The organism is Mycobacterium avium subsp. avium, assembly GCF_009741445.1.
GTDB lineage: Bacteria > Actinomycetota > Actinomycetes > Mycobacteriales > Mycobacteriaceae > Mycobacterium > Mycobacterium avium.
Window position 1 is genome coordinate 4,715,762 of record NZ_CP046507.1, and the last position, 19,999, is coordinate 4,735,760.

Genomic DNA, 19,999 nt, shown 5'->3' on the forward strand with positions numbered 1-19,999 from the left:
GGACGTCTGCTGCGATATTTTGGACGGATAGTAGGAAGGCGACGGTGGCCAAGTCAATCGGTGAGACCCCGCGCAGGTCGGGCGTGAAATCGCCGCCGACCGCGCGGGTAATGGATGTGCTTGCGGCCGTGGCCGATTCACCCGGCGGCCTGACGTCGGCCGAGCTGGCCAAGGGCTGCGCGATCAGCAGTTCGACCTGCGCGCTGGTGCTGGCCGAGCTGGAACGGCGGGCCTGGGTGACGCGGCGCGACGATCGCCGCTACGTGCTGGGCAGCGGCCTGTTCGGGCTGGTGCACGGGCTGCGCGAGCAGTTCCCGCTGCTGGATCGCGGGCGCGACGCGCTGCGCTTGCTGCACGAGCGGCTCGGCGCGGGCTGCTCCATGTCGAAGATCGGCGCCCGGCACCTGACCACCGTCGACAGCGTCGGCCACGGCACCGACGGCGAACACGCCGTCGGACAGCGCTTCCCCATCGACCCGCCCTTCGGTCTGGTGGCGATGGCCTGGCGCGACGACGATGCCGTCCAGGCCTGGCTGCGTCGCGTGACGCCCCGGCTCACGCGCACCGAGATCGCCCAGCACCAACGGGTGCTCGCCGACATCCGGGCCCGCGGCTACGGCGCGTGGCGGTTCGACGACACGCACCGCTCCCTGCACAATCGGCTGGCCGAGGCGCTGGCATCGCTGGAGCCGACGGCCCAGGTCGCCCGGCGGCTCACCACGCTGATGACCATGGTGACCCTGCGCTCCGTCACCGATGTCCTCGAAACAGAGTTGCCCACAACGGAATTCGTGGTGCTTCCGATCTTCGGCCACGACGGCCAGCCGGAATACCAGATCGAGATCCACCTCGGTCACTCGGCCGGTTTGACCCTGCCCGAACTCGACGACGCGCTGGAACAGGCCCGGCGGCTGCTCACCGCCCCGGTTCGCTGAGCCGGGCGGCGACTAGTCTGGGGACATGTCAGCCGGCTTCGAGATTCGGCGGGCGGCGACCCGGGCCGTCACCACCACACCGTGGCTGACATCGCGGCACTCGTTCTCGTTCGGCGACCACTACGACCCGGACAACACCCACTTCGGGCTGCTGCTGGTCAACAACGACGACATCGTCTCCCCGGGAACGGGATTCGACACCCACCCGCATCGGGACATGGAGATCGTGACGTGGGTGCTGGCCGGTGCGCTGGCGCATCAGGACTCGACCGGCAATCGTGGGGTGGTCTATCCCGGTCTGGCGCAACGCATGTCGGCGGGCCGCGGCATTCTGCACTCGGAGCGCAACGACTCCCCCAGCCTCCCGGTCCATTTCGTGCAGATGTGGGTGATCCCCGACGAAGCCGGGATCGACCCGAGCTACCAGCAGCACGAGATCGACGACACCGCGCTGGGCGGCGGCCTGGTGACGATCGCCTCGGGCATACGGGGCCACGACGCGGCGATCAGCCTGCACAACCGCAACGCCGCACTGCACGGCGCCCGGCTGCCGGCGGCCGCCGCCGTTGACCTTCCGGCGGCGCCCTGCCTGCACGTTTTCCTCGCCCGGGGCCGGGCCGACATCGAGGATGTCGGGGAACTGCACCCGGGCGACGCGGTGCGGTTCACCGACACCGACGGCCGCCGCGTCACCGGACTCGAGCCGTCGGAACTGCTGATCTGGGAGATGCACGCCCGACTGGGCGGCTGAGGTCATAGAGGGCCGGCGACGCGAGCCCATAGAGTGGGCACGACAGACAGGAGTCGGCATGGCCAGATCGCACCCGCAGCACGCGGCGCCCAACCCCAACCGGAACATCAAGGCGGTCCGCACCGTTCGGTTCTGGGCGGCTCCCCTGGTTATCACGTTGGCGCTGATGTCCGCGTTGTGCGCGCTGTATCTGGGCGGCATCTTGAACCCGACGACCAATCTGCGTCATTTCCCCATCGCGGTGGTCAACGAGGACGCGGGCCCCGGCGGCGCGCAAATCGTCGACCGGCTGGCCACCGGATTGGACCGGAACAAGTTCGACATCCGGGTGCTCTCGCGCGACGAGGCCAAACATCAACTGGACACCGGACGGGTGTACGGCTCGCTGCTGATACCGCCCAGCTTCTCCTCGAAGCTGCGCGACTTCGCCACCAGCGCGGTGTCGCCCGCCCGCCCCGACAAACCGTCGATCACCGTCTCCACCAATCCGCGGGCCGGCACGCTGGGCGCCAGCATCGCCGGCCAGACCCTCAACTCGGCGATGGGGACGGCGAACGGGATAGCCGCGCAACGGGTTATGGCCGAGGTGACGGCGCAGACCGGTGGCGCGCCGCTGCCCGGGGCGACCCAGGCCGGCCTCAGCTCGCCGATCGAGATCCAGTCGGTCGTTTACAACCCGCTGCCCAACGGCACCGGCAACGGGTTGTCGGCCTTCTATTACGCGCTGCTGCTGTTGCTGGCCGGCTTCACCGGCAGCATCGTGGTGAGCACCCTGGTCGACGCCCTATTGGGTTACGTGCCGGCCGAATTCGGCCCCGTGTACCGCTTCGCCGAGCAGGTCCGCATCTCCAGATTCCAGACGTTGCTGTTGAAGTGGGCGATGATGGTGCTGCTCGGGCTGCTCACGTCGGCGGTGTATCTGGCGATCGCCAACGGGCTCGGCATGCCCATCGACCTGAGCTGGGAACTGTGGGCCTACGGCGTATTCGCCATCGCCGCAGTGGGTATCACGTCCAGTTCGCTGCTGTCGGTGCTGGGGACGGCCGGCATGTTGGTCAGCATGCTGGTGTTCGTGATCTTCGGGTTGCCGTCCGCCGGCGCCACGGTGCCGCTGGAGGCGACGCCGCCGTTGTTCCGCTGGCTGGCCGAATTCGAGCCCATGCACCAGGTTTTCCTGGGCACCCGCTCGCTGCTGTACTTCGGCGGCCGCGGCGACGCCGGCCTGAGCCAGGCGCTCACCATGACGTCGGCCGGCCTGGTCATCGGGCTACTGCTGGGCGGCATCGTCACACATCTCTACGACCGCAAGGGCTTTCACCGGATTCCGGGCGCGGTCGAATTCGCGATCGCCCAGGACCACCAGGCCCAACACCAGGCCCGGCGCGGCAAGTCCACTCAGCCGCCGGACAGCCCCGTCGAGCCGGAGACCCCGGCCGAGCCGGAGAGCCCGACGAACCTGAAAGCCCAAGCGCGCAAACGTAATTCGGACGTGCCCGGAACGTCACCGACCCGTTACTTATATTGACAGTGAGACTTGTGGGGCGGATGATGTGTACGTTGCATTCACTTCATGGCCGAAAGGGCTATCGTGCTGACCCGACGCGCCAGCTTCCGCCGGCTGGCGGCGTGCTGCACCGCCCTGTCCGCCTGCCTCACCCTGGCCGTCACCTCCGGGCAGCCGCTGGCCCGGGCCGCTGACGGCCGTGACCTGCTGGCCAACGCGATCAGCAGCACCCGCGGCTCCTACCTGGTCTACAACTTCGGCCCCGGCCATCCGGCGCCGATGCTCAACGCCGGCGGCAGCTGGTATGAGATGAACAACGGCGGGCACCTGATGATCATCAAGAACGCGGCGGGACGGCTTTCGCCGCACCTGCTGGTCGACACCCACCAGGGCGACCAGGCCCGCTGCGAGAACAACCCCGGCGCCCGCACCGCCGAGGGCCTGTGGCAGGCCTCCGAGCTCTACGCCCCGCTGCAGGCGTGGCAGCGGATGGGCCAGCCGACGATCGCGATCAACGCCAACTTCTTCGACGTGCGCCCGCAGAAGGGCGGCTCCTGGCGCCAGACCGGCTGCAGCTCGCCGCTGGGCGCCTTCGTGGACAACACCAACGGCCGCGGCCGGGCCAACCAGGCGGTCACCGGCACCGTCGCCTACCCCGGCAAGCAGGGCCTGTCCGGCGGCGGGGAGAGCTGGAGCGCGCTGACCACGATGATCCTTCCGTCCGGCGGGGCACCATATGTGGTGTGGCCCAAGACCAAAAGCGACTACGACGCCGCCACTCCCGTCGTCGCCGACCTGCTGAACAAGAACGAGAAGTTCGTCGCGGTGTCGGGCATCGGCCTGCTGGCACCCGGCAACACCGGGCAGCTGCACGACGGCGGGCCGAGCGCGGCGCGCACCGCGATCGGCTACGCCCGGCAGAAGGACGAGATGTACATCTTCGAGGGCGGCAGCTACACCCCGGACAACATGCAGGACCTGTTCCGCGGCCTGGGCAGCGACAACGCCGTGCTGCTCGACGGCGGTGGCTCGTCGGCGATCGTGCTGCGCCGCGACACCGGCGGGATGTGGGCCGGCGCCGGCTCGCCGCGGGGATCGTGCGACACCCGCCAGGTGCTCTGCGACTCGCATGAGCGGGCGCTGCCCAGCTGGCTGGCCTTCAATTAGCTTCCGCCGCAGCGGGTTTGGCCGCGGGCGGGCCGAACCGGAAGATCAGCAGGCTGGCGGCGATCACCGCCGCCGCGACCACGAACACCGGCGCGACCACATACCGGGACATCGTCGCGCCCAGGAACGCGCCGGCGCACATCGTGGCGACGACGCCGATCCGCAGCCGCTGCCGTTCGCCGGAACCGCCGGCCAGGCGACTGTCCAGGCCGAGGCTGACGATCGTCGACGTCAACACCGTGGTGGAGAACTCCTGGATCCCGAACTGCCGCGCACTGGAGTGCTGCAGACCGAACGTCACGGCGAGGATGCCGATCATCAGGAGCTTCGAATCCTGTTGGTAGCTCAGGATTCCCGACCCCGCCAGCACCGACAGTCCCACCAGTAACACGATCTCGGTCGCCAGCACCGTGCTGATCCACGCCCGGACCCGCTCGCCGAAATGCCGTGCCAGCCTGCCGCTGAGGATGGTGGTGCAGGCGAACGTGGGCAGCGCCACCACGACCGCGGTCAGGTCAATGCTGGTCCGCGGCGCCAGCCAGAACCCCAGGAAGATCACGTTTCCGGTCATGTTGGCGACGAAGACGTGACCGAGCACCAGGATGCTGATCGCGTCGGCCAGTCCGGTCGCGAAGGTCAGCAACAGCAGCGCCGCCACCGTCCACCGTTTCGATACCGGGGAGGTAACGGCCATGGGCTGCAGCCTGTTTCGGTGCGCCGGGTCAGACCTTCGGGGTCAGGTCCAGCGAGGTGATGGTCGTCATCCTGGTGACCAGCCAGCGGCTCTTGGCGCGCTTCATGAACAACCGGTAGGACAGGTATTTCAGCGACGGCACGTTCTTGGTCAGCGGACTGGTGGATGTGGTGTTGGTGTAGACGATGACCACCGCGTTGGTGTCGTCGAGCGATTCGACGGCCGCGCCGGTGACGTCGGTGTGGTTGGTGATCTTGGCCTGTTTGTTCGGTGCCACGATGGCGTCGACGAATTTGCGGTACTGCGCTTCGAAATCGCCGCTGAGGTAGGCGGATGCGCGATCGGCCAGGGTGTCCATGTTTTCCGGCGTGTAAGTCCACAGCGTGGTGATCGCGTTGGCCGCGGTCCGCGCCACCTTCAGTTTCGTCGCGGCGACGGCGCGGTCGGCCAGGTAGGGCTGCACCATCGCGCCGGCGAACCCGGCCGAGCCGACGAAGAGCAGCGCGGCGACCATGGCGGCGACGGCCCAGGCCTTCCCCGCCAGCCGCTTGGTGCGGCGACCGGCGGCCGGCGCGGCACCGGCGGTCTCGACGGTCTCGGCGGAGTGGCTGTCCTCGGCGCCGTCGGCCGGTGCGGCGTCCGAGGTCTTGGCCGCCTCGGATTCCGTTGCCGCGTCACCGTTTTCCCGATCGTCGCCCGCTGCCGCAACCGTCGCCTCATTCTGGTCGGCGGCCGGGTTCTCCTCGGCGGTCAGATCACCTGCTGCAGGCTGCTGATCTTCCACTGGTTCCCTTCCTGCGTGGCGGTTGCCGCCCAACGGTTGGTGTTCTCCAACACCTGTTTCTCATCCGGCGACTTGGTGGTGATTGCCGTGGCCACCATGACATTGGCGCTGCCGTCGTCGTTCCACCGTTCCAGTCCGGCGTCCAGGACGGTGCCGGTGGCCGGCTCGGCCCGGGCGACCTGGAGCAGGATCTCGTTGGCGTTCTTCTCGTATTGCTTGGCGAAGTCGCCGGTCGCCTGGGCCAGGATCCGATTCACGTAATCGTTGGCGTGAAAGGGATCGATGGAGGTGAATTGGGTCATGAAGCCGCTGACGTAGCTGAGCACCTCGCGATCCTTCGAGGCCGCCCGCTCCCGGGATTCGTGCGAGACCAGCATCAGCGCGCAGAGCGTGACCGCCGTGACCATGAGCAGCGCGGCGGCCGTGCCGGCGAGCGGCAGCAGCCATCCTCGCGGCGGCCGGACCGGGCGCGCGACGAGCAGTGGCCGCTCGCCGGGCGCGAACTTGCGGCGCGGACTCATTTCGCCCCGCCCGGCGGTTTCGGCTTGGTCAGGACGGTGAGATCGTCGACCCGCCAGGTGTTTTCGCCAACCTTGGCGAAGCTCACCCGCACGGTGGCGCTGATGTAGCGCACCTCGGGTGCGGCGCCGCGGCGGCCTTGCATGAACAGCAACATGGTCGCACGGTCGCGGCTCGCGGACTCGATCGAGCTATTGGTCACCCAATATTCGTTGATCACCGGGTTGCCCTTCTGCACCACGTCCTGCTGGGTCTGGAGCTGGCGCCGATACTTGTCGGTGGCCAGCGACTGGGCCCGGGCGAAGTCGTCGTGCAGCGACTTCGGGTCGTACGTCAGCATCTGGGCCACGATTTTCGGCCCCTGGGTGGCGATCTGCGCGCGGGTCTGATCGGAGGCCCGATCCGCGGAGTACACCACGCCGTAACTCATCGCGGCACCGCCCAGGCACACCGCCGCCGCGCCCAGCACCGCGGCCGCGGCCCAGCGGGTGATGTGCGGCGGCACCTGCTCCGGCGCCAAGCGCCGCACTTCGGTGCCAGCCAGCATGTCGGCGAACGTGCGGCGGCGTGAATCCCACAGCGGCCAAAGCCATCCCACGATCGACGCGGTGTCGAGCAGGTGCGCCAGGTCGCGCAGCAGCAGCCGCCACGGCCCCGGGGCCGCGCCCGTGCGGCGGGTCACCGCGATGCCGGCCAGTGCGCGGCCCAGGCTCCACCCGGTGATCACCGGCAGCAGCAGCCGGTTGACCAGTGCCAGCAGCGTGACGACGCCCAGCACGCAGACGCCCACCCACCACCACACGCCGCGGGCCGGCACCGTGAAGGACACCAGCGCCATGGTGGCGATGACGGCGGCGCCCGGTGCCACGTCGATGGCGAAGGCGCCGACGCGAGAGTGCCAGGGCGCCAAGGCTTCTCGCACTGGTTCCGGCGTGCCCATGGTCGCGGCCTGTTCGACCAGCACCGTCACTTCGTCACCTGGTCGAGCTTGGAGATCTTGTACTGCCCTTCGGCGAGGGCCATTTTCACCCGCAGCCGGTAGCCGGATTCGTTCTGCGACTGGTCGCTGGCCACCTTGACCCGCAGCGCGACCAGGATGTCGATCGAACCGTCGGGGTTGTTGCGCTCGACCGCGGCCCGCACGTCGGACACCTGGACGTGAATGTTCGCGGACTGGTACGCCTGCACCAGCATGCTGGTGTACAGCAGCGCCTGCGAGCGGTAAGCGTCTGTGCCGCAGTCGATGATCTTCTGCTCGCTGGCGGTCATGGCGTTGGTGTCCGGCGCCTGGGTGGCCTCGACGCAGTCCACCGCCGCCTTCAGCGCGGCGGCGTTGTTGCGGGCGATCACCTGGCTTTCGTGGTGGTAGCGCAGCGCCAGGTAGCCGCCCGCGCCGATGCCGGCGGCGCACAGCACCAGCACCGCGGCGATGGCGGCCAGCCACCCGCGCCCCAGCCGGGAGGGGCCGCGCGGAACGGCCGCAACGGGCACGGCGTCGTCGGCGTCATCGGGTGCGGATTCCCCCGCCACCCCGGGAGCACCCTGCGAACCGGTCTGCTCGTCGGTGCTTGCGGGTGCCGTCGAATCCTCGTCCTTGTCCTGGGGGCTCAACGAATCGTCGTCCGTGTCGATGGGGTTCAGCCGGCTGGCGCCAGCATCTCCTTCCATCCGTCGTCTCCTGTTCTGGTCGAGTTCTCGACGGAGTATTTCACCCCGTCCGGCCCCACCAGTTCACCGCTTTGGGGACTGTAGACCGCGGTGGGCGGCCCGCTGGGCTTGTAGACACACGGGTTGGGCTGCTGGCCGTTGCACTGCACCGTACCCGACCCCGGCCGCGACAACGGGTCGCTGACCGGCGGGGGTGTGCCGGCCACCCGGTCCGAGGGCGCCGGGTTCAACCCGTTGTCCACCGACGGCGCCGGGATCACCATGCCGGGCTTGACCGGCTGGTCGCAGCGCGCGGCCGGTGCGGGGCAGGTCAGGATCTGGTTGGGGTCGCCGTACCAGGGGTTGGTGCCGGCTGGCACGTAGGGCTTGGGGTCGCGGCATTCCCGCGGGGTGGCAGCGCGTTTGCCCGGGATGTCGGTGCAGGGGATGTTGCGCGACCCGCGCACGCTGTTGGCCGGGGTGTCCATCGGGATCTTGCAGTAGGTGCCCGTGGGCAGCGGCTGGAGGCTGGTGTCCGCCGGGGAGCGCCACTCCGAGGCCGGGATGAACCCGGTCAGGCACGGCGGCGGCTGGTTGATCGACAACGCCAGGTCCAGCGCGGCCATGTTGGGGAACGGTGCTGCCACCGTCTGGGCGATCGATGCGCCCTGCGGCAGGAACACCAGCACCTGCTCGACACCGGTGTGGTAGCGCTTGAGCAGGTCGATGACCACCTCGAGGTTGGCCAGCGTCTGCGGCAGCGATTCCCGCACGTCGTTGAAGACGTCGTTGACCTGGTCGGCCGTCGGCCCCGCCTGGCGCAGCAGGCTTTTCAGGTGCGAGTCCTCCTGCGCGGACTGGGCGCCCAGCCGGTTCAGGTTGCGCGCCCAGCGCTCGATGGCGTCACCGGATTTGACCTGGCTGTCGATCACCGGCCCGGAGTGCTCGATGATGTCGTTGACGTCGGTGATCTGGTTCTTGAAGTCGCCGACGATGGCCTGGGTGGCGTCGACCAGCCGCTGCAGGTTGGGGCCCAACCCGCCGACGGACTGCGCCGTCTCGTCGAGCAACTGGCCGATCTTCTCCTTGGGCAGCACCGCCAGCCCGCGGTTCGCAGTGTCCAGGGCCGGCCCGATCTCGGCCGGCACCGTGCCCTTGGTGATGGTCTGCCCGGACGACAGGTACTTGCCCGGGTTTCCGCTCGACACCAGATCCAGGTACTGCTCGCCGACCGCCGACACCGAGTGCACGTTGGCCACCGCGTCGATCGGGATCTTGTAGTGGCTGTCGATGCTCATGGTCGCCTCGGCGCCGTGCTCGGTGGGCTCGACGTCGGTGACCTTGCCGATGGTGATGCCGCGATAGGTGACGTTGGCCGTCGGGTACAGGCCGCCCGACGCCGGCAGCTCGGCCTTGAGCGTGTACCGGCCGATCCCCACCAGGCTAGGGATCTGCAGGTAGTAGATGCCGAGCACGAGCAGCGAGATGACGGTCAGGATCCCGAAGGCGACCAGTTGGCGTCGGACGAAGGGAGTCAGCAATTCCGGTCCCCCCTTTCCACCAGCGGGCCACCCGGCGCGTCGTTCGGGTTCGGCGTGTAGCGCACGTCCGGGATCATCGTCTCGGGGTCACGGCCGTAGGACTGCTCCAGCGCCCGCAGGGCTCCCGACAACCCGGTCCCGGTGAGGAACGCGTTGTCGACGGCGCTGTAGGTCAGGTCCAGCGTCAGCGAGATGTTGATGTAGTCGCCGCGGAAGATCTTCGGCACGGTGTCGATGTCGAACGGCTGGGTCAGGATCAGCTTCAGCGCGCCGATCAGGTACGGCGAGGCCTTGCCGAGCTCCTTGAGCGGGCACTGCAGCGCCTGCAGGTCGGTGTGCAGCGGCCCGCGCGCTTCCGACAGGTACTGGTCGGCGGCCTGGCTCAGCCGTCCCACCGAGTCGACGGCGTTGATCAGCAGCTGCTTGGTGTCGGCGAAATGCTTGATCAGCGGCGGCACGTCGGTGAGCAGCCGGTCCACCACGTCCGCGCGGCCACCCACGTAGGTGAGCAGCCGGTTGGTGGAGTCGATGGCGTGGGTGATGTCGTCGCGCTGCTGGTTGAGCTGGTTGGTGAAGGTGTCCAGCTTGCCCAGCAGCGCCCGGATCGCCTCGCCGCGCCCGTTGAAGATGTTGTAGACCTCGTTCTGCAGCACCTCCAGGTTGGGGATGCCGCCGCCGCGCAGGATCAGCGACAGGCTGGCCAGCGTCTGCTCGGTGGTCGGGTAGGACGACGAGTTCTTCAGCGGAATGGTGTCGCCGTCCTTGAGCAGCTCGGGCGACGGGTTGGGCGGCGCGGCGAGCTCGACGTGCTGCGAACCCAGCAGCGAGGTCTGGCCGATCTTGGCGGTGGCGTTCTTGGGCAGCTTGACGTTCTTGTTGATGCCCAGCGTCAGCGTGGCGATCCAGTTCTTCAGCTGGATGGCCTTGATCGAGCCGACGAACACGTCGGCGACCATCACCTTGCTGTTGCCGTTGATGGCCAGGGTGTCGGGCACCTGCACGTAGATGTTGTAGGAGTTGGGCCCGCTGCCGGGACCGCCCGGGATGGAGACGTTCGAAATGCCTTTCCAGCCACAGGACGTCAGCACCATCGCGGCCACCAGCAGCGTCAGCCCCTGCCAGGACCGGCGCCGGATCACCCGAAGCGCGCCCATGGCGCTCGTCGCGCCCCTCAGGGGCCGACGGTTCGGCTTGCTCCTCGCGCCCATGGCGCTCGTCGCGTGCCTCACTGGCCACCTCCGAAGTCAGCCGGGGCCGCCGGACCGCCCGCGTTGGGTGCGGGGGCCGACACCGGCGCCGGCGTCGGCGCCACCGGGCCCGGGGCCACGCCCGGCCCGGGCGGTGGCGGCGGGATCGGCACCGGGGCGTTCAGACCCATGGGCGGCAGGATCGGGTTCTCGTCGTAGGCGTTCGGCGGACCCGGCGGGGTCTGCAGATTCGACTGGACGGGGGCGATGTTGGGTCCTCCCATGAGCTCTTCCAGCGAGTCGGGCGTCATCAGGCCCGCGGTGATCGGCCCGACCTGCTGGCCCTGCATGCCCGGGGCGACGATCCAGCCCGGCTGGGTGTTGCGGTGCGACGTCGGGGTGTCCGGCACCCAGATACCCGGCACAGTGGTGTCCTTGTAACCGTTGGGCGGCTGCAGCCGCGGCTCGGAGTAGGCGACTTCCTTAGGCAGCGTCTCGGCGGTGGAGAACAGGTTCAACCCGAACGGCGGGTAGTTGAACTTGATCGCGTCGAGGATCGGCGCCAGGTACTGCGCGCACAGTTCCGCCGACTCCTGGTAGCCCAACCGGCTGCCGGCCTGGATCGCGCTGCAGATGAACTGCATCGGGTTGGCGAAGTTGGTGATCGACGGAATGGCGACCACCGACCCGTGCGACGGGTGATAGATCTGGTTGATGTTGGCCGCGGCCGTCGGCAGCACGTGCAGCGCGGTCTCCAGCCCGTTCAGCGGGTCCGGTTGCAGCAGCGCGTTGGTCGCCGTCTCCAGGTTCTTGACGTCGTAGGTCAGCACCCCGCGGTTCTTGTCCAGCCACGGGCGCACCGTGGTCAGCAGGCTGTCGAACTGCTCGATCGCGTTGGCCAGGTCGCCGTCGGAATGCGCCAGCCGGGTGGTGAAGTCCGCCAGGTTCTGGTTGAGCGCGACGAACTGCTGGTCGTCCTGGTGCAGCGCGTTGACGAACAGCGCCAGGCTGCGCACCACCGCGAAGAAGTCGCCGCGCCCCTCGTTCAGCGCAGTCAACGCCCGCGACAGGTTGGTCAGCGTCGTGTTGAACTGCTTGCCCTTGCCGGCCAGCCCGTCCGCGAACGACTCGATGACCTCACCGAACGGGCCCTTGGGCTGCTCGGCCGTGGGACCCAGCTTCGAGATGATGTTGGTGATGCTGTTGCGCAGCTGGTCCCACTCCACCGGCACCTGGGTGCGCTCCTCGGGGATCACCGCGTTGTCGGCCAGCACGGGTCCGCCCTTGTACGGCGGCTCCAGCTGAATGGCCCGCGACGCCACCAGGGTCGGGTTGAGGATCACTGCCGACGCGTTGGCCGGCACCCGGTACTTGTTCTGGTAGTGGAAGGTGACCTTCATCTTGTCGCCGGACGGCTCGATCTTGTCGATCGCGCCCACCCGCAGGCCCATGATCTGGACCTTGTCACCCGGGTAGAGGGCGTTGGCGGCCGGGAAGTAGGCCACCACGGTGTTGTTGGTCAGCTTCTCGTACAGCCGCCAACCGACGTAGCCGACGACCAGCGCCAGCACGATCACCAACGCCCCGAGAATCACCGACGTCCGGGACAGCTTCGGCAGCCGGATGTTGCGGATGTCAAAGATGGTGCTCAATTCTGGCTACCTCCCCCCGCTGCGCCGCTGCCTCCGGTCCCGCCGGGGTTGATGAACGGCGCCGGCAACTGGTTGCCCGGCCCGGGGGGTGCCGGCGGACCCGGCGGCAGCCCCGGCGCGAACGTCGACGGCGGCGGCACCGGTCCGGCCGGTGCGAGGTTCTCGGTCCGGGCGCCCGGCGGCGCCTGCGTCGGCAGCGGCACCCGCGTGCCCGGAACGTCCGGCGGCGCGTCGCCGGGCCGGCCCGCGATCGGGATGCCGGGCGTGGGCGGCAGGCCGGCGGGGTTGGGCGGCGACGTCATCACGTCGACCGGCGCCGGGAAGCCCGGCCCGCCGAACGGGCCCGTCACCGCACCCGCGCAGGGCAGCGGGTTGTCGGGGCGGGGCAGCCCGTCGGCCGCCGGCGTGTACGAGCAGGGCGACCCCGGCGGCACGGCCGGGCCCGGGTGGTCCGGGGTGCCCTCGAGCACCGGCGGCGCCGGCGGCGGCGCGCCGTTGGGGAACCGGGTGCCGTTGGGGTCGGGGAACCGGTAGGCCGGCAACCCGGCGCTGCGCCAGAAGTCCTCCGGGTCGATGCCGCGCTTCTTGAACGCGGCGTCCACCCACGGCTGCGAGATCTGGTACAGGGCAAGGTTGTGCAGGACCACCTTGAAGAACGGGCCCGACGCGATGGCCTCGTTCAGCGACGGCAGGAACTTGCCGACCTCGGTCAACCCGTTGGCCAGGTCGTCCTTGCGCTGCACCAGGATGTCGCTGACCGTGCGCAGCTGCTCCAGCACGTGGTTGAGGTTGGGGTTGTCGTTGATCAGGCCCTTGACCTGTTCGGAGAACGCGGCGATGTTGTCCAGCAGGGCGTTGATGGCCTGCCCGCGTTCGTTGAAGGCGGCCAGCAGCGTCTTGGTGTTGACCAGCAACCGGTCGATCTGGTCGCTGCGATCACCCAGCACGCTGGCCACCTGGTTGGCCTGGGCCAGCAGATGCTTGACCTGTTCGTCGCGCTTGCCGATGGTGTCGGAGAACTTGGCCACCCCGTCGAGCGCCGGGCTCAGGTGCGGGTAGGTCTGGTCGATGGTCTGCGACAGCACGTGCAGCGACTGCTTGACGGTCTCGATGTCCCAGCCCTGGGCGGCCTTGGTGACGTCGAAGAACGCGTCGTAAATCTGGTACGGCGTGGTGCTCTGGCCCAGCGGCAGCGTCGACCCGGGTCGCAACTGCTGGCTGCCGCGGGCCTCGACGTCGAGGATCTTCTTGCCGAGGATGGTGTCGGTCTTGATCGCCAGCCGGCTCTCGGTGCCGATGGTGTTGGTGCCGATGGAGAACTTCACCACGATGTGGTCGCCGTCGATCTTGAGGCCCTCCACCTTGCCGACGTCCATGCCGGCGATGCGCACCTTGTCGCCGGTGTTGATGCCGCCGGAGTCGGTGAACTGGCCGTAGTAGCTGGGCTTGGCGAACAGCATCGGGACGCTGGTGAAGCTCTGGCCGACGCCGATCACCAGCACCGTCACCACGATGCCCATCAGGCCGATGCGGACCCGGTTGGGGGGTTCGAGTGTTCTCATTGCGGTGTGCACCTACCCGTCGGCTGCTGGAACAGCCGGACCGTGCGGACCGGGCCACCGGCCTGCAGGCCGTTGATCTTGAGCGTGATGTCGCAGGCGTAGAAGTTCACGAAGTCCCCGTAGGACCCGATGGCGCGCCCGATCATGTTCAGCGCGGTCGGCACCTTCTTGAGGTAGTCCTGCAGCTGGTCCTGCTGGTCGATCAGCGGCTGCTGCACGGCGTCGAGGTAGTTCAGCGTCTTGTGCAGCAGTGAGCGGTCCTCGGCGAGCAGGTCGGCGACGGTGCCGGCGGCGTTGCTGATGTGCGCGGTCCCGCCGGCCAGCTGGTCGCCGTGGTCCTTGAGCCCGGTGATCAACACCTCCAGGTTGTTGATCGTCTGGTCGAACTGCTGGCGGTGCCGGACGGTGGTGTCCAGCACGGTGTTCAGGTTCTTGATCACCTCGCCGATCGCCTGGTCGCGCTCGCCGAGCTGGCTGGTCAGCTGCGCGGTCTGGTCGAGGATGTCGTTGATGGTGCCGCCCTGGCCCTGGAACACGGTGACCAGCGCGGTGGCGATGGTGTTGACCTTCTGCGGGTCCAGCGCCCGGAACAGCGGCTTGAAACCACCGATCAACGCGTCGAGGTCGAGCGCGGGCTGGGTCCGCGACAGCGGGATGAACCCGCCGGGCGGCAGCACCTTGTCCGCGCCTTCGCCCTGACCGCGCTTGAGCTCCAGGTAGCGGTTGCCGATCAGGTCGAGGTAGCGGATCTGCGCCGTCGTCGACTGGTACAGCGGCACCGAGCGGTCGACGTTGAATTCCACCCGTGCCCGCTTGCCGCCGTCGACCAGCTGCACCGAACTGACCTTGCCGACCTCGACCCCCGAGGCGCGGACGAACTGGCCGGCGCGCAGCCCGCTGATGTTGCTGAACTCCGCCGAGTACCCGTTGGTGCGGTCGAAGCGCATCTGACCGAACACCACGATGATCATCACGGTGAAGATCAGCAGCACCACCGAGAAGATGCTGAGTCTGACAAGGGTTCCGGTGATTTTCATGGGTTGATCGTGTTATCCCCTACCTGGCGGCCCCAGACGTACTCGAGCGCGTACGGCGATCCGGTGTCCAGGTGGTTGTAGGGCGCGATGCTGTTGCCGGTGTCCATGATCAGCTCGGGCGCCGGCCACAGGTCGTGGGTGATCTTCTGCCAGCATCCGGGCGCGCCGCCCGGCCCGCCGCGGGCGTTCACCCGGGGCAGGTTCTCGGGATAGATGTAGGGGTTGGGCGCGCCGCCGACCACGCCGACGATCCCGCCCACCATTGAGGCGATGACGGGCACCGCGGACACCGGGTTCGCGATGAGGCCCAGCCCGGAGAGCGCCTCGGTGTTCATGTTGAGTGAGTAGCCGTTGAAACCACCCTCGGCCGCGCCGGTGGCGGGCAGCGCGTCGTGTTCGTTGCGCATCAGGCAGTAGATCTCGGGGCTGTAGGTGTCCAGCAGTTGAGCGGTGGGGATCAGGTCTTGGGCGCCGCGCGCCAGATACGGCCCGCCCTTGGTGAACAGCTCGGCCCCGGTGTTGCCGAATCCGGCCGCCGACAACAGCGCCTGGTCCAGATCCTTCTGCTGGGCGTTGATCGTGCGCGAGGTGATCACCGCATTGTTGAGGAAGTCGAACAGGTCCGGCGACGCGTCCGCATAGGTGTCGCCAAGCGCCGCCAACCCCTGAATGTCCTTGCGCGCCTGCGGCATTCGTGGGTTCACGTCATCGAGCAACGCATTCGCGTTGACCACCGACTGGCCGAACTTCTCGCCCAGACCCGACAACGACTGCGCGGCCGCGCTCAAGGTCAGATTCAGCTTGACCGGATCCACCTTCTCCGCGATCGAGGTGATCGTCTGGAACAGGGTGTTGATCTCGGTGGTGACCGAGCGGGCGTCGATGATGGTGTGCGGGGTGATCTTCTGCGGCGACGGGTGCGCCGGCGTCGTCAGCGACACGTACTTGCCGCCGAACACCGTCGTCGCCTTGATGTCGGCGTTCACGTTCGACGGGATCAGCTTGAGATACCGCGGATACACCTCGAGGGTGAATTTCGCCGCCGGCTTGCCGTCGCGCACCGTCTCCGAGATCGTGCCCACCCGCCCGATCTCGACGCCGTTGTAGGTCACCTTCGACCCCGGGTCCATCACCAGCCCGGCCCGCGACGCCAGCATCGTCAGGCTGGTCTTGGGGGTGAAGTTGCCGCGGAACTGGCCGTAGATCAGCGCCAGGGCCAGGGCGCCGACGACCAGGATCGCCAGCCCGGCCAGCTTGTACGGCGGGGTCCGCGGGGCGTTGGTCTGGACGGGTCGGGCCATGGCGGTTACACCGTGAGCGCGAAGTTGGGGTTGACGCCGTAGAGCGCCAACGCGGCGGCCAGCACGACGACCTGCACCGAGACCAGGGAGAACCGCATCGATCGACCGACGGCCTCACCGACGCCGACCGGCCCGCCGCCGGCGTTGTAGCCGTAGAAGCAGTGGGTGATCATCACCACCGCGGTGATGATGATGGCTTCCAGGAACGACCAGAACACGTCGTCGGGCCGCAGGAACGTGCGGAAGTAGTGCTCGTAGGTGCCGTTGGATTGGCCGTAGAGCACGGTCGTGGTGATCTGCGGGGACAGGAACGACATGATCATCGCCAGCGCGTAGAGCGGGATGATCACCACCAGCCCGGCCATGATCCGGGTGGTCGCCAGGAACGAAATCGACTTGATGCCCATCACTTCCAGGGCGTCGATCTCCTCGCTGATGCGCATGGCGCCCAGCTCCGCGGTGGCGCCGGCGCCGACCGTGGCGGCCATCGCGATGCCGGTGACGACGGGGGCGGCGATGCGCACGTTGATCAGCGCGGCGAAGAAGCCGGTGAACGCCTCGACACCGATGTTGCCCAGCGAGGCGAAACCCTGGATGGCGACCAGCGAGCTACCCGAGAGGGTGACGAAGCCGACGATGGCGACGGTGCCGCCGATGACGGCCATGGCACCGGTGCCCATGCCGATCTGGGCGATCAGCCGCAGGGTCTCCTTGCGGTAGTGGCTCAGCGCGTGCGGGATGTGCGCGAGGGCCACCCCACCGAACCAGGCCATCTGGCCGACGTCGTCGAGGCCGCGGGCGGCGGCCAGGCCGTAGCGGTTGAGGTTCTCGGCCGCCCGCGGGAAGCGCGAGCGAAAGACGGCGGCGGTTGACATGTCAGTGCCCCGTCCCGAATCGCACACCGATCGTGGTCAGCACCACGTTGACCGCGTACAGCGCGACCACGCACAGCACCACGGTCTCGTTGACGGCGGTGCCGAGCCCCTTGGAGCCGCCGCGCACGGTCAGCCCGCGGAAGCACCCGACCAGCCCCGCGATCAGGCCGAAGACGGCGGCCTTGACCGTCGCGATGACCACCTCGGGCAGGCCGGTGATGGTGGTCAGGGTGGCCAGGTACGCACCACCCGACACGTTCTGCAGGTAGACCCCGAACAAGTAGCCCCCGACCAGGCCGACGGTGATCACCAGGCCGTTGAGCAGGGTGGCGACCAGGGTCGCGGCGATCACCCGGGGCACCACCAGCCGGTGGATCGGGTCGATGCCGAGCACCTCCATCGCGTCGATCTCTTCGCGGATGGTGCGCGCCCCCAGGTCCGCGCAGATCGCCGTCGACCCGGCGCCGGCGACCACCAGCACGGTGGTCAGCGGGCCGAGCTGGGTGACGGCGCCGATGGCCGCGCCGGCGCCCGACAGGTCGGCCGCCCCGAACTGGGCGAGCAGCACATTGAGGGTGAAGATCAGCAGCACGGTCAACGGGATCGACACCATGATGGTGGGCAGGAACGCCACCCGCATGATGAACCAGCACTGCAGGACGAACTCGCGCCACTGGAACGGCCAGCGGAACAACGCTTTCCCGGTGAGCACGCACATCCGGAAGAAGCCACCGACAAGGGTCAGCGGGGTCTCCAACTGGTCGCGCAGATAGCCCACCAAGTAGGGACCCCGTCGACTTGTCGACGTTGAAGTCACCGCTGCCCCCTCCGGCCGTCTCCGCGCGCCTGGTGGCGCGGCACATCGTCTAGCACGCCTGTCTCCCTCACCGCTACGCGGCTGGGGGTGCCCCCACCTCGCCCCGACTCAACGTGTGTGACCATCGGCTCCCTACTGGCAAGTAGTAACGGAGACCACAGGAATGTACCCGATGGCCAATCACGTGTGAACCGCATCCGCACAATTAACCCTTCGTCAACAACGGGCAAACGTTACAGCGTCCGTCAACTTTCCTTTCTGGTCCCAGAACCTCTTGCCCCGGAATGGATTTAGCCGATTCATCCGCCTCCGTAGCGGATCCGCAGCTCAGTCTTGAGCACCTTGCCGGCAGGGTTGCGCGGCAGCGCGTCGACGATCTCGAGCGCCTTCGGGTGCTTGTAGCGCGCCAACCGTTCGGTCAGGAACTCGTCGAGATCTTCGAGCGCCAAATTGTCGTTCGCGACAGCGGCGACCGCGATGGGCACCTCGCCCCACTTCTCGTGCGCCCGGCCGATGACGGCGACCTCGACGATGTCGGGGTGGCTGGCCAGCACGTTCTCCACCTCGGCGCAGTAGATGTTCTCGCCGCCGGAGATGATCATGTCCTTCTTGCGGTCGACCACCCAGACGTAGCCGTCCTCGTCCATGCGCACCAGGTCGCCGGAGTGAAACCAGCCGCCCGCGAACGCTTCCGCGGTGGCCTCCGGGTTGTTCCAGTAGCCGCTCATCAAAGTCGGTGCGCGATAGACGATTTCGCCGACCTCGCCGACGGGCACGTCGTTCATGTTTTCGTCGACCACCCGGGCCGCCACGGTGGGGATGACCTTGCCGACCGAGCCGCGCTTACGGATGGCGTCCTCGCCGAGCAGCATGCAGGTGACCGGCGACATCTCGGTCTGGCCGAACGCGGCCAGAATCTGGGTGCCGGGGAACATGGCCGACATCTCGCGCAGCAGGGCGTCCGGCGCCGGTGCGGCCCCCCAGGAGATCACCCGCAGCTTCAGGTCGCGCGGCCGTGCCCTCTGTTCGGCGCACACCGCCTGCCATTGCGCGGGTACCAGGAAGATCCCGGTGACCTTCTCCGCGGCCAGCACGTCGAGCAGTTGCCCGGGCTCGAACGCGCCGAGCGGATAGATCACGGTGGGGATGCCGAGCAGCAGCCCGGTCAGCATGTTGCCGATGCCTGCGATGTGAAAGAACGGCACCCCGATGAACCCCACGTCGTTGTTGATGTCGGCGCCGTTGGTGTACAGCCCCGTCATCGTCTGGCCGGTCAGATTGGTGTGGGTGAGCACGGCGCCCTTCGGCCGGCCGGTGGTGCCCGAGGTGTACATGATCAGCGCCGCCGCGTCGTTCGGGATGTCGACGGGTTGGTGCGCCGCCCCGGTCTCGTCGATCAGGTCGTCATAGCCCAGCACGGCGTCGTCGGAGGAGCCGCCGGCCACCACGACGGTGTCGAGCAGCGACTCGATGTCGCGCACCCCGGTGGCCACCGGGGCGAGTACGGCCTCGGTGATGACCACCCGCGCCTGGCAATCCTGCACCAGGAAGGCGATTTCGGCCGCGGTGAGCCGGAAGTTCAGCGGCACCGCGATGGCCCCGAGCATGTTGATCGCCAGCACCGACTCCATGAACTCGGGGCGGTTGAGCATCAGGACCATCACCCGGTCGCCGAAGCCGACCCCCCGCCGGCTCAGCGCGTCGGCCAGCGCCCGCACCCGGCCGTGCAGCTCCCCCCACGTCAGGCCCTTGCCGAGGAACCGCAGCGCCGTCGCGTTCGGCTGCATCAGCGCGTGCCGTTCCAGCTGGTTCACCCAGTTCTGCCGGCGGGACAGGTACGGCTGCTCGTTCGCCTGAGTCGGATGGTGTGCCAATTGGGCGGTCAAACTCAACACTTCCCTTCACTCGCGCACCGCTTGCGCCAGGTTGATATTTGATAAAACTTAGTGTTGTGTGGGTCACATTATGGCGTTGACGGTCTACTGACAAGCCCCCGTCGACACCGGTCAAAACGTAAACCCCGTCC

At 68.2% G+C, this 19,999-nt stretch carries 18 protein-coding genes; 4 read left to right on the forward strand and 14 right to left on the reverse strand.

Annotated features, from left to right (window positions below):
* Positions 1–44: 44 nt before the first annotated feature.
* The 4 genes from MAA44156_RS22055 to MAA44156_RS22070 are packed head-to-tail and all read left to right on the forward strand — an operon-like array spanning position 45 to position 4,357.
* Positions 45–935: a MarR family transcriptional regulator gene (locus MAA44156_RS22055; protein WP_011726377.1), complete on the forward strand. Its 891-nt coding sequence runs from the start codon at positions 45–47 to the stop codon at positions 933–935.
* Between the two features lie 25 nt (positions 936–960).
* Positions 961–1,686: a pirin family protein gene (locus MAA44156_RS22060; RefSeq protein ID WP_009979725.1), complete on the forward strand. Its 726-nt coding sequence runs from the start codon at positions 961–963 to the stop codon at positions 1,684–1,686.
* A gap of 58 nt (positions 1,687–1,744) precedes the next feature.
* Positions 1,745–3,211: a YhgE/Pip domain-containing protein gene (locus MAA44156_RS22065; RefSeq protein WP_009979727.1), complete on the forward strand. Its 1,467-nt coding sequence runs from the start codon at positions 1,745–1,747 to the stop codon at positions 3,209–3,211.
* A gap of 36 nt (positions 3,212–3,247) precedes the next feature.
* Complete coding sequence (locus MAA44156_RS22070; RefSeq protein ID WP_085978618.1) at positions 3,248–4,357, forward strand: phosphodiester glycosidase family protein; 1,110 nt, start codon at positions 3,248–3,250, stop codon at positions 4,355–4,357.
* Here MAA44156_RS22070 and MAA44156_RS22075 read toward each other — a convergent pair.
* From MAA44156_RS22075 to fadD5, 14 genes are all read right to left on the reverse strand, one after another.
* Positions 4,350–5,015 carry a YoaK family protein gene (locus tag MAA44156_RS22075; RefSeq protein ID WP_009979729.1) on the reverse strand — a complete coding sequence of 222 codons (666 nt, stop codon included), beginning with the start codon at positions 5,013–5,015 and terminating at the stop codon, positions 4,350–4,352. The two genes, MAA44156_RS22070 and MAA44156_RS22075, sit on opposite strands and share 8 nt — an antisense overlap.
* Positions 5,016–5,079: 64 nt before the next feature.
* Positions 5,080–5,835: a hypothetical protein gene (locus MAA44156_RS22080; RefSeq protein ID WP_009979731.1), complete on the reverse strand. Its 756-nt coding sequence runs from the start codon at positions 5,833–5,835 to the stop codon at positions 5,080–5,082.
* Positions 5,802–6,356 carry an Rv1363c family protein gene (locus tag MAA44156_RS22085; protein ID WP_003874123.1) on the reverse strand — a complete coding sequence of 185 codons (555 nt, stop codon included), beginning with the start codon at positions 6,354–6,356 and terminating at the stop codon, positions 5,802–5,804. The genes MAA44156_RS22080 and MAA44156_RS22085 overlap by 34 nt, the downstream gene beginning before the upstream one ends.
* Positions 6,353–7,324: an RDD family protein gene (locus MAA44156_RS22090; protein ID WP_009979733.1), complete on the reverse strand. Its 972-nt coding sequence runs from the start codon at positions 7,322–7,324 to the stop codon at positions 6,353–6,355. The genes MAA44156_RS22085 and MAA44156_RS22090 overlap by 4 nt, the downstream gene beginning before the upstream one ends.
* The gene (locus tag MAA44156_RS22095) at positions 7,321–8,022 is read right to left on the reverse strand and encodes an Rv1363c family protein (protein WP_009979734.1); all 702 of its coding nucleotides are present in this window, start codon (positions 8,020–8,022) and stop codon (positions 7,321–7,323) included. The genes MAA44156_RS22090 and MAA44156_RS22095 overlap by 4 nt, the downstream gene beginning before the upstream one ends.
* A complete protein-coding gene (locus MAA44156_RS22100) occupies positions 7,992–9,542 on the reverse strand; it encodes a virulence factor Mce family protein (RefSeq protein WP_009979735.1) in 1,551 nt (516 codons plus the stop codon). Before MAA44156_RS22100 ends, MAA44156_RS22095 begins: the two co-directional genes overlap by 31 nt.
* Positions 9,536–10,696 (reverse strand): virulence factor Mce family protein, encoded by a 1,161-nt coding sequence (locus MAA44156_RS22105; protein WP_003879093.1) that lies wholly within the window; start codon positions 10,694–10,696, stop codon positions 9,536–9,538. Before MAA44156_RS22105 ends, MAA44156_RS22100 begins: the two co-directional genes overlap by 7 nt.
* Positions 10,697–10,767: 71 nt before the next feature.
* Positions 10,768–12,381, reverse strand: a complete 1,614-nt coding sequence (locus tag MAA44156_RS22110; protein ID WP_011726386.1) for a virulence factor Mce family protein — start codon at positions 12,379–12,381, stop codon at positions 10,768–10,770.
* Positions 12,378–13,943, reverse strand: coding sequence for a virulence factor Mce family protein (locus tag MAA44156_RS22115; RefSeq protein ID WP_156649254.1), 1,566 nt, complete (start codon positions 13,941–13,943; stop codon positions 12,378–12,380). Before MAA44156_RS22115 ends, MAA44156_RS22110 begins: the two co-directional genes overlap by 4 nt.
* A complete protein-coding gene (locus MAA44156_RS22120) occupies positions 13,940–14,980 on the reverse strand; it encodes a virulence factor Mce family protein (RefSeq protein ID WP_003874130.1) in 1,041 nt (346 codons plus the stop codon). Before MAA44156_RS22120 ends, MAA44156_RS22115 begins: the two co-directional genes overlap by 4 nt.
* Positions 14,977–16,281, reverse strand: coding sequence for an MCE family protein (locus MAA44156_RS22125; protein WP_156649255.1), 1,305 nt, complete (start codon positions 16,279–16,281; stop codon positions 14,977–14,979). Before MAA44156_RS22125 ends, MAA44156_RS22120 begins: the two co-directional genes overlap by 4 nt.
* Before the next feature lie 5 nt (positions 16,282–16,286).
* Positions 16,287–17,156 (reverse strand): MlaE family ABC transporter permease, encoded by an 870-nt coding sequence (locus tag MAA44156_RS22130; protein ID WP_003874163.1) that lies wholly within the window; start codon positions 17,154–17,156, stop codon positions 16,287–16,289.
* Position 17,157: 1 nt separating this feature from the next.
* Entirely contained in the window at positions 17,158–17,973 is an 816-nt protein-coding gene (locus tag MAA44156_RS22135) for an MlaE family ABC transporter permease (protein ID WP_003874164.1), read from the reverse strand.
* A gap of 299 nt (positions 17,974–18,272) precedes the next feature.
* A complete protein-coding gene (gene fadD5, locus MAA44156_RS22140) occupies positions 18,273–19,859 on the reverse strand; it encodes a fatty-acid--CoA ligase FadD5 (protein ID WP_009978620.1) in 1,587 nt (528 codons plus the stop codon).
* Between the last annotated feature and the right edge of the window lie 140 nt (positions 19,860–19,999).

Coding starts and splice junctions, on each gene's coding strand:
- MAA44156_RS22060 (WP_009979725.1), top strand. CDS start 961: ATGTCAGCCGGCTTCGAGATTCGGCGGGCGGCGACCCGGGCCGTCACC.
- MAA44156_RS22065 (WP_009979727.1), top strand. CDS start 1,745: ATGGCCAGATCGCACCCGCAGCACGCGGCGCCCAACCCCAACCGGAAC.
- MAA44156_RS22085 (WP_003874123.1), bottom strand. CDS start 6,356: ATGAGTCCGCGCCGCAAGTTCGCGCCCGGCGAGCGGCCACTGCTCGTC.
- MAA44156_RS22095 (WP_009979734.1), bottom strand. CDS start 8,022: ATGGAAGGAGATGCTGGCGCCAGCCGGCTGAACCCCATCGACACGGAC.
- MAA44156_RS22105 (WP_003879093.1), bottom strand. CDS start 10,696: ATGGGCGCGCTTCGGGTGATCCGGCGCCGGTCCTGGCAGGGGCTGACG.
- MAA44156_RS22115 (WP_156649254.1), bottom strand. CDS start 13,943: ATGAGAACACTCGAACCCCCCAACCGGGTCCGCATCGGCCTGATGGGC.
- MAA44156_RS22120 (WP_003874130.1), bottom strand. CDS start 14,980: ATGAAAATCACCGGAACCCTTGTCAGACTCAGCATCTTCTCGGTGGTG.
- MAA44156_RS22125 (WP_156649255.1), bottom strand. CDS start 16,281: ATGGCCCGACCCGTCCAGACCAACGCCCCGCGGACCCCGCCGTACAAG.
- MAA44156_RS22130 (WP_003874163.1), bottom strand. CDS start 17,156: ATGTCAACCGCCGCCGTCTTTCGCTCGCGCTTCCCGCGGGCGGCCGAG.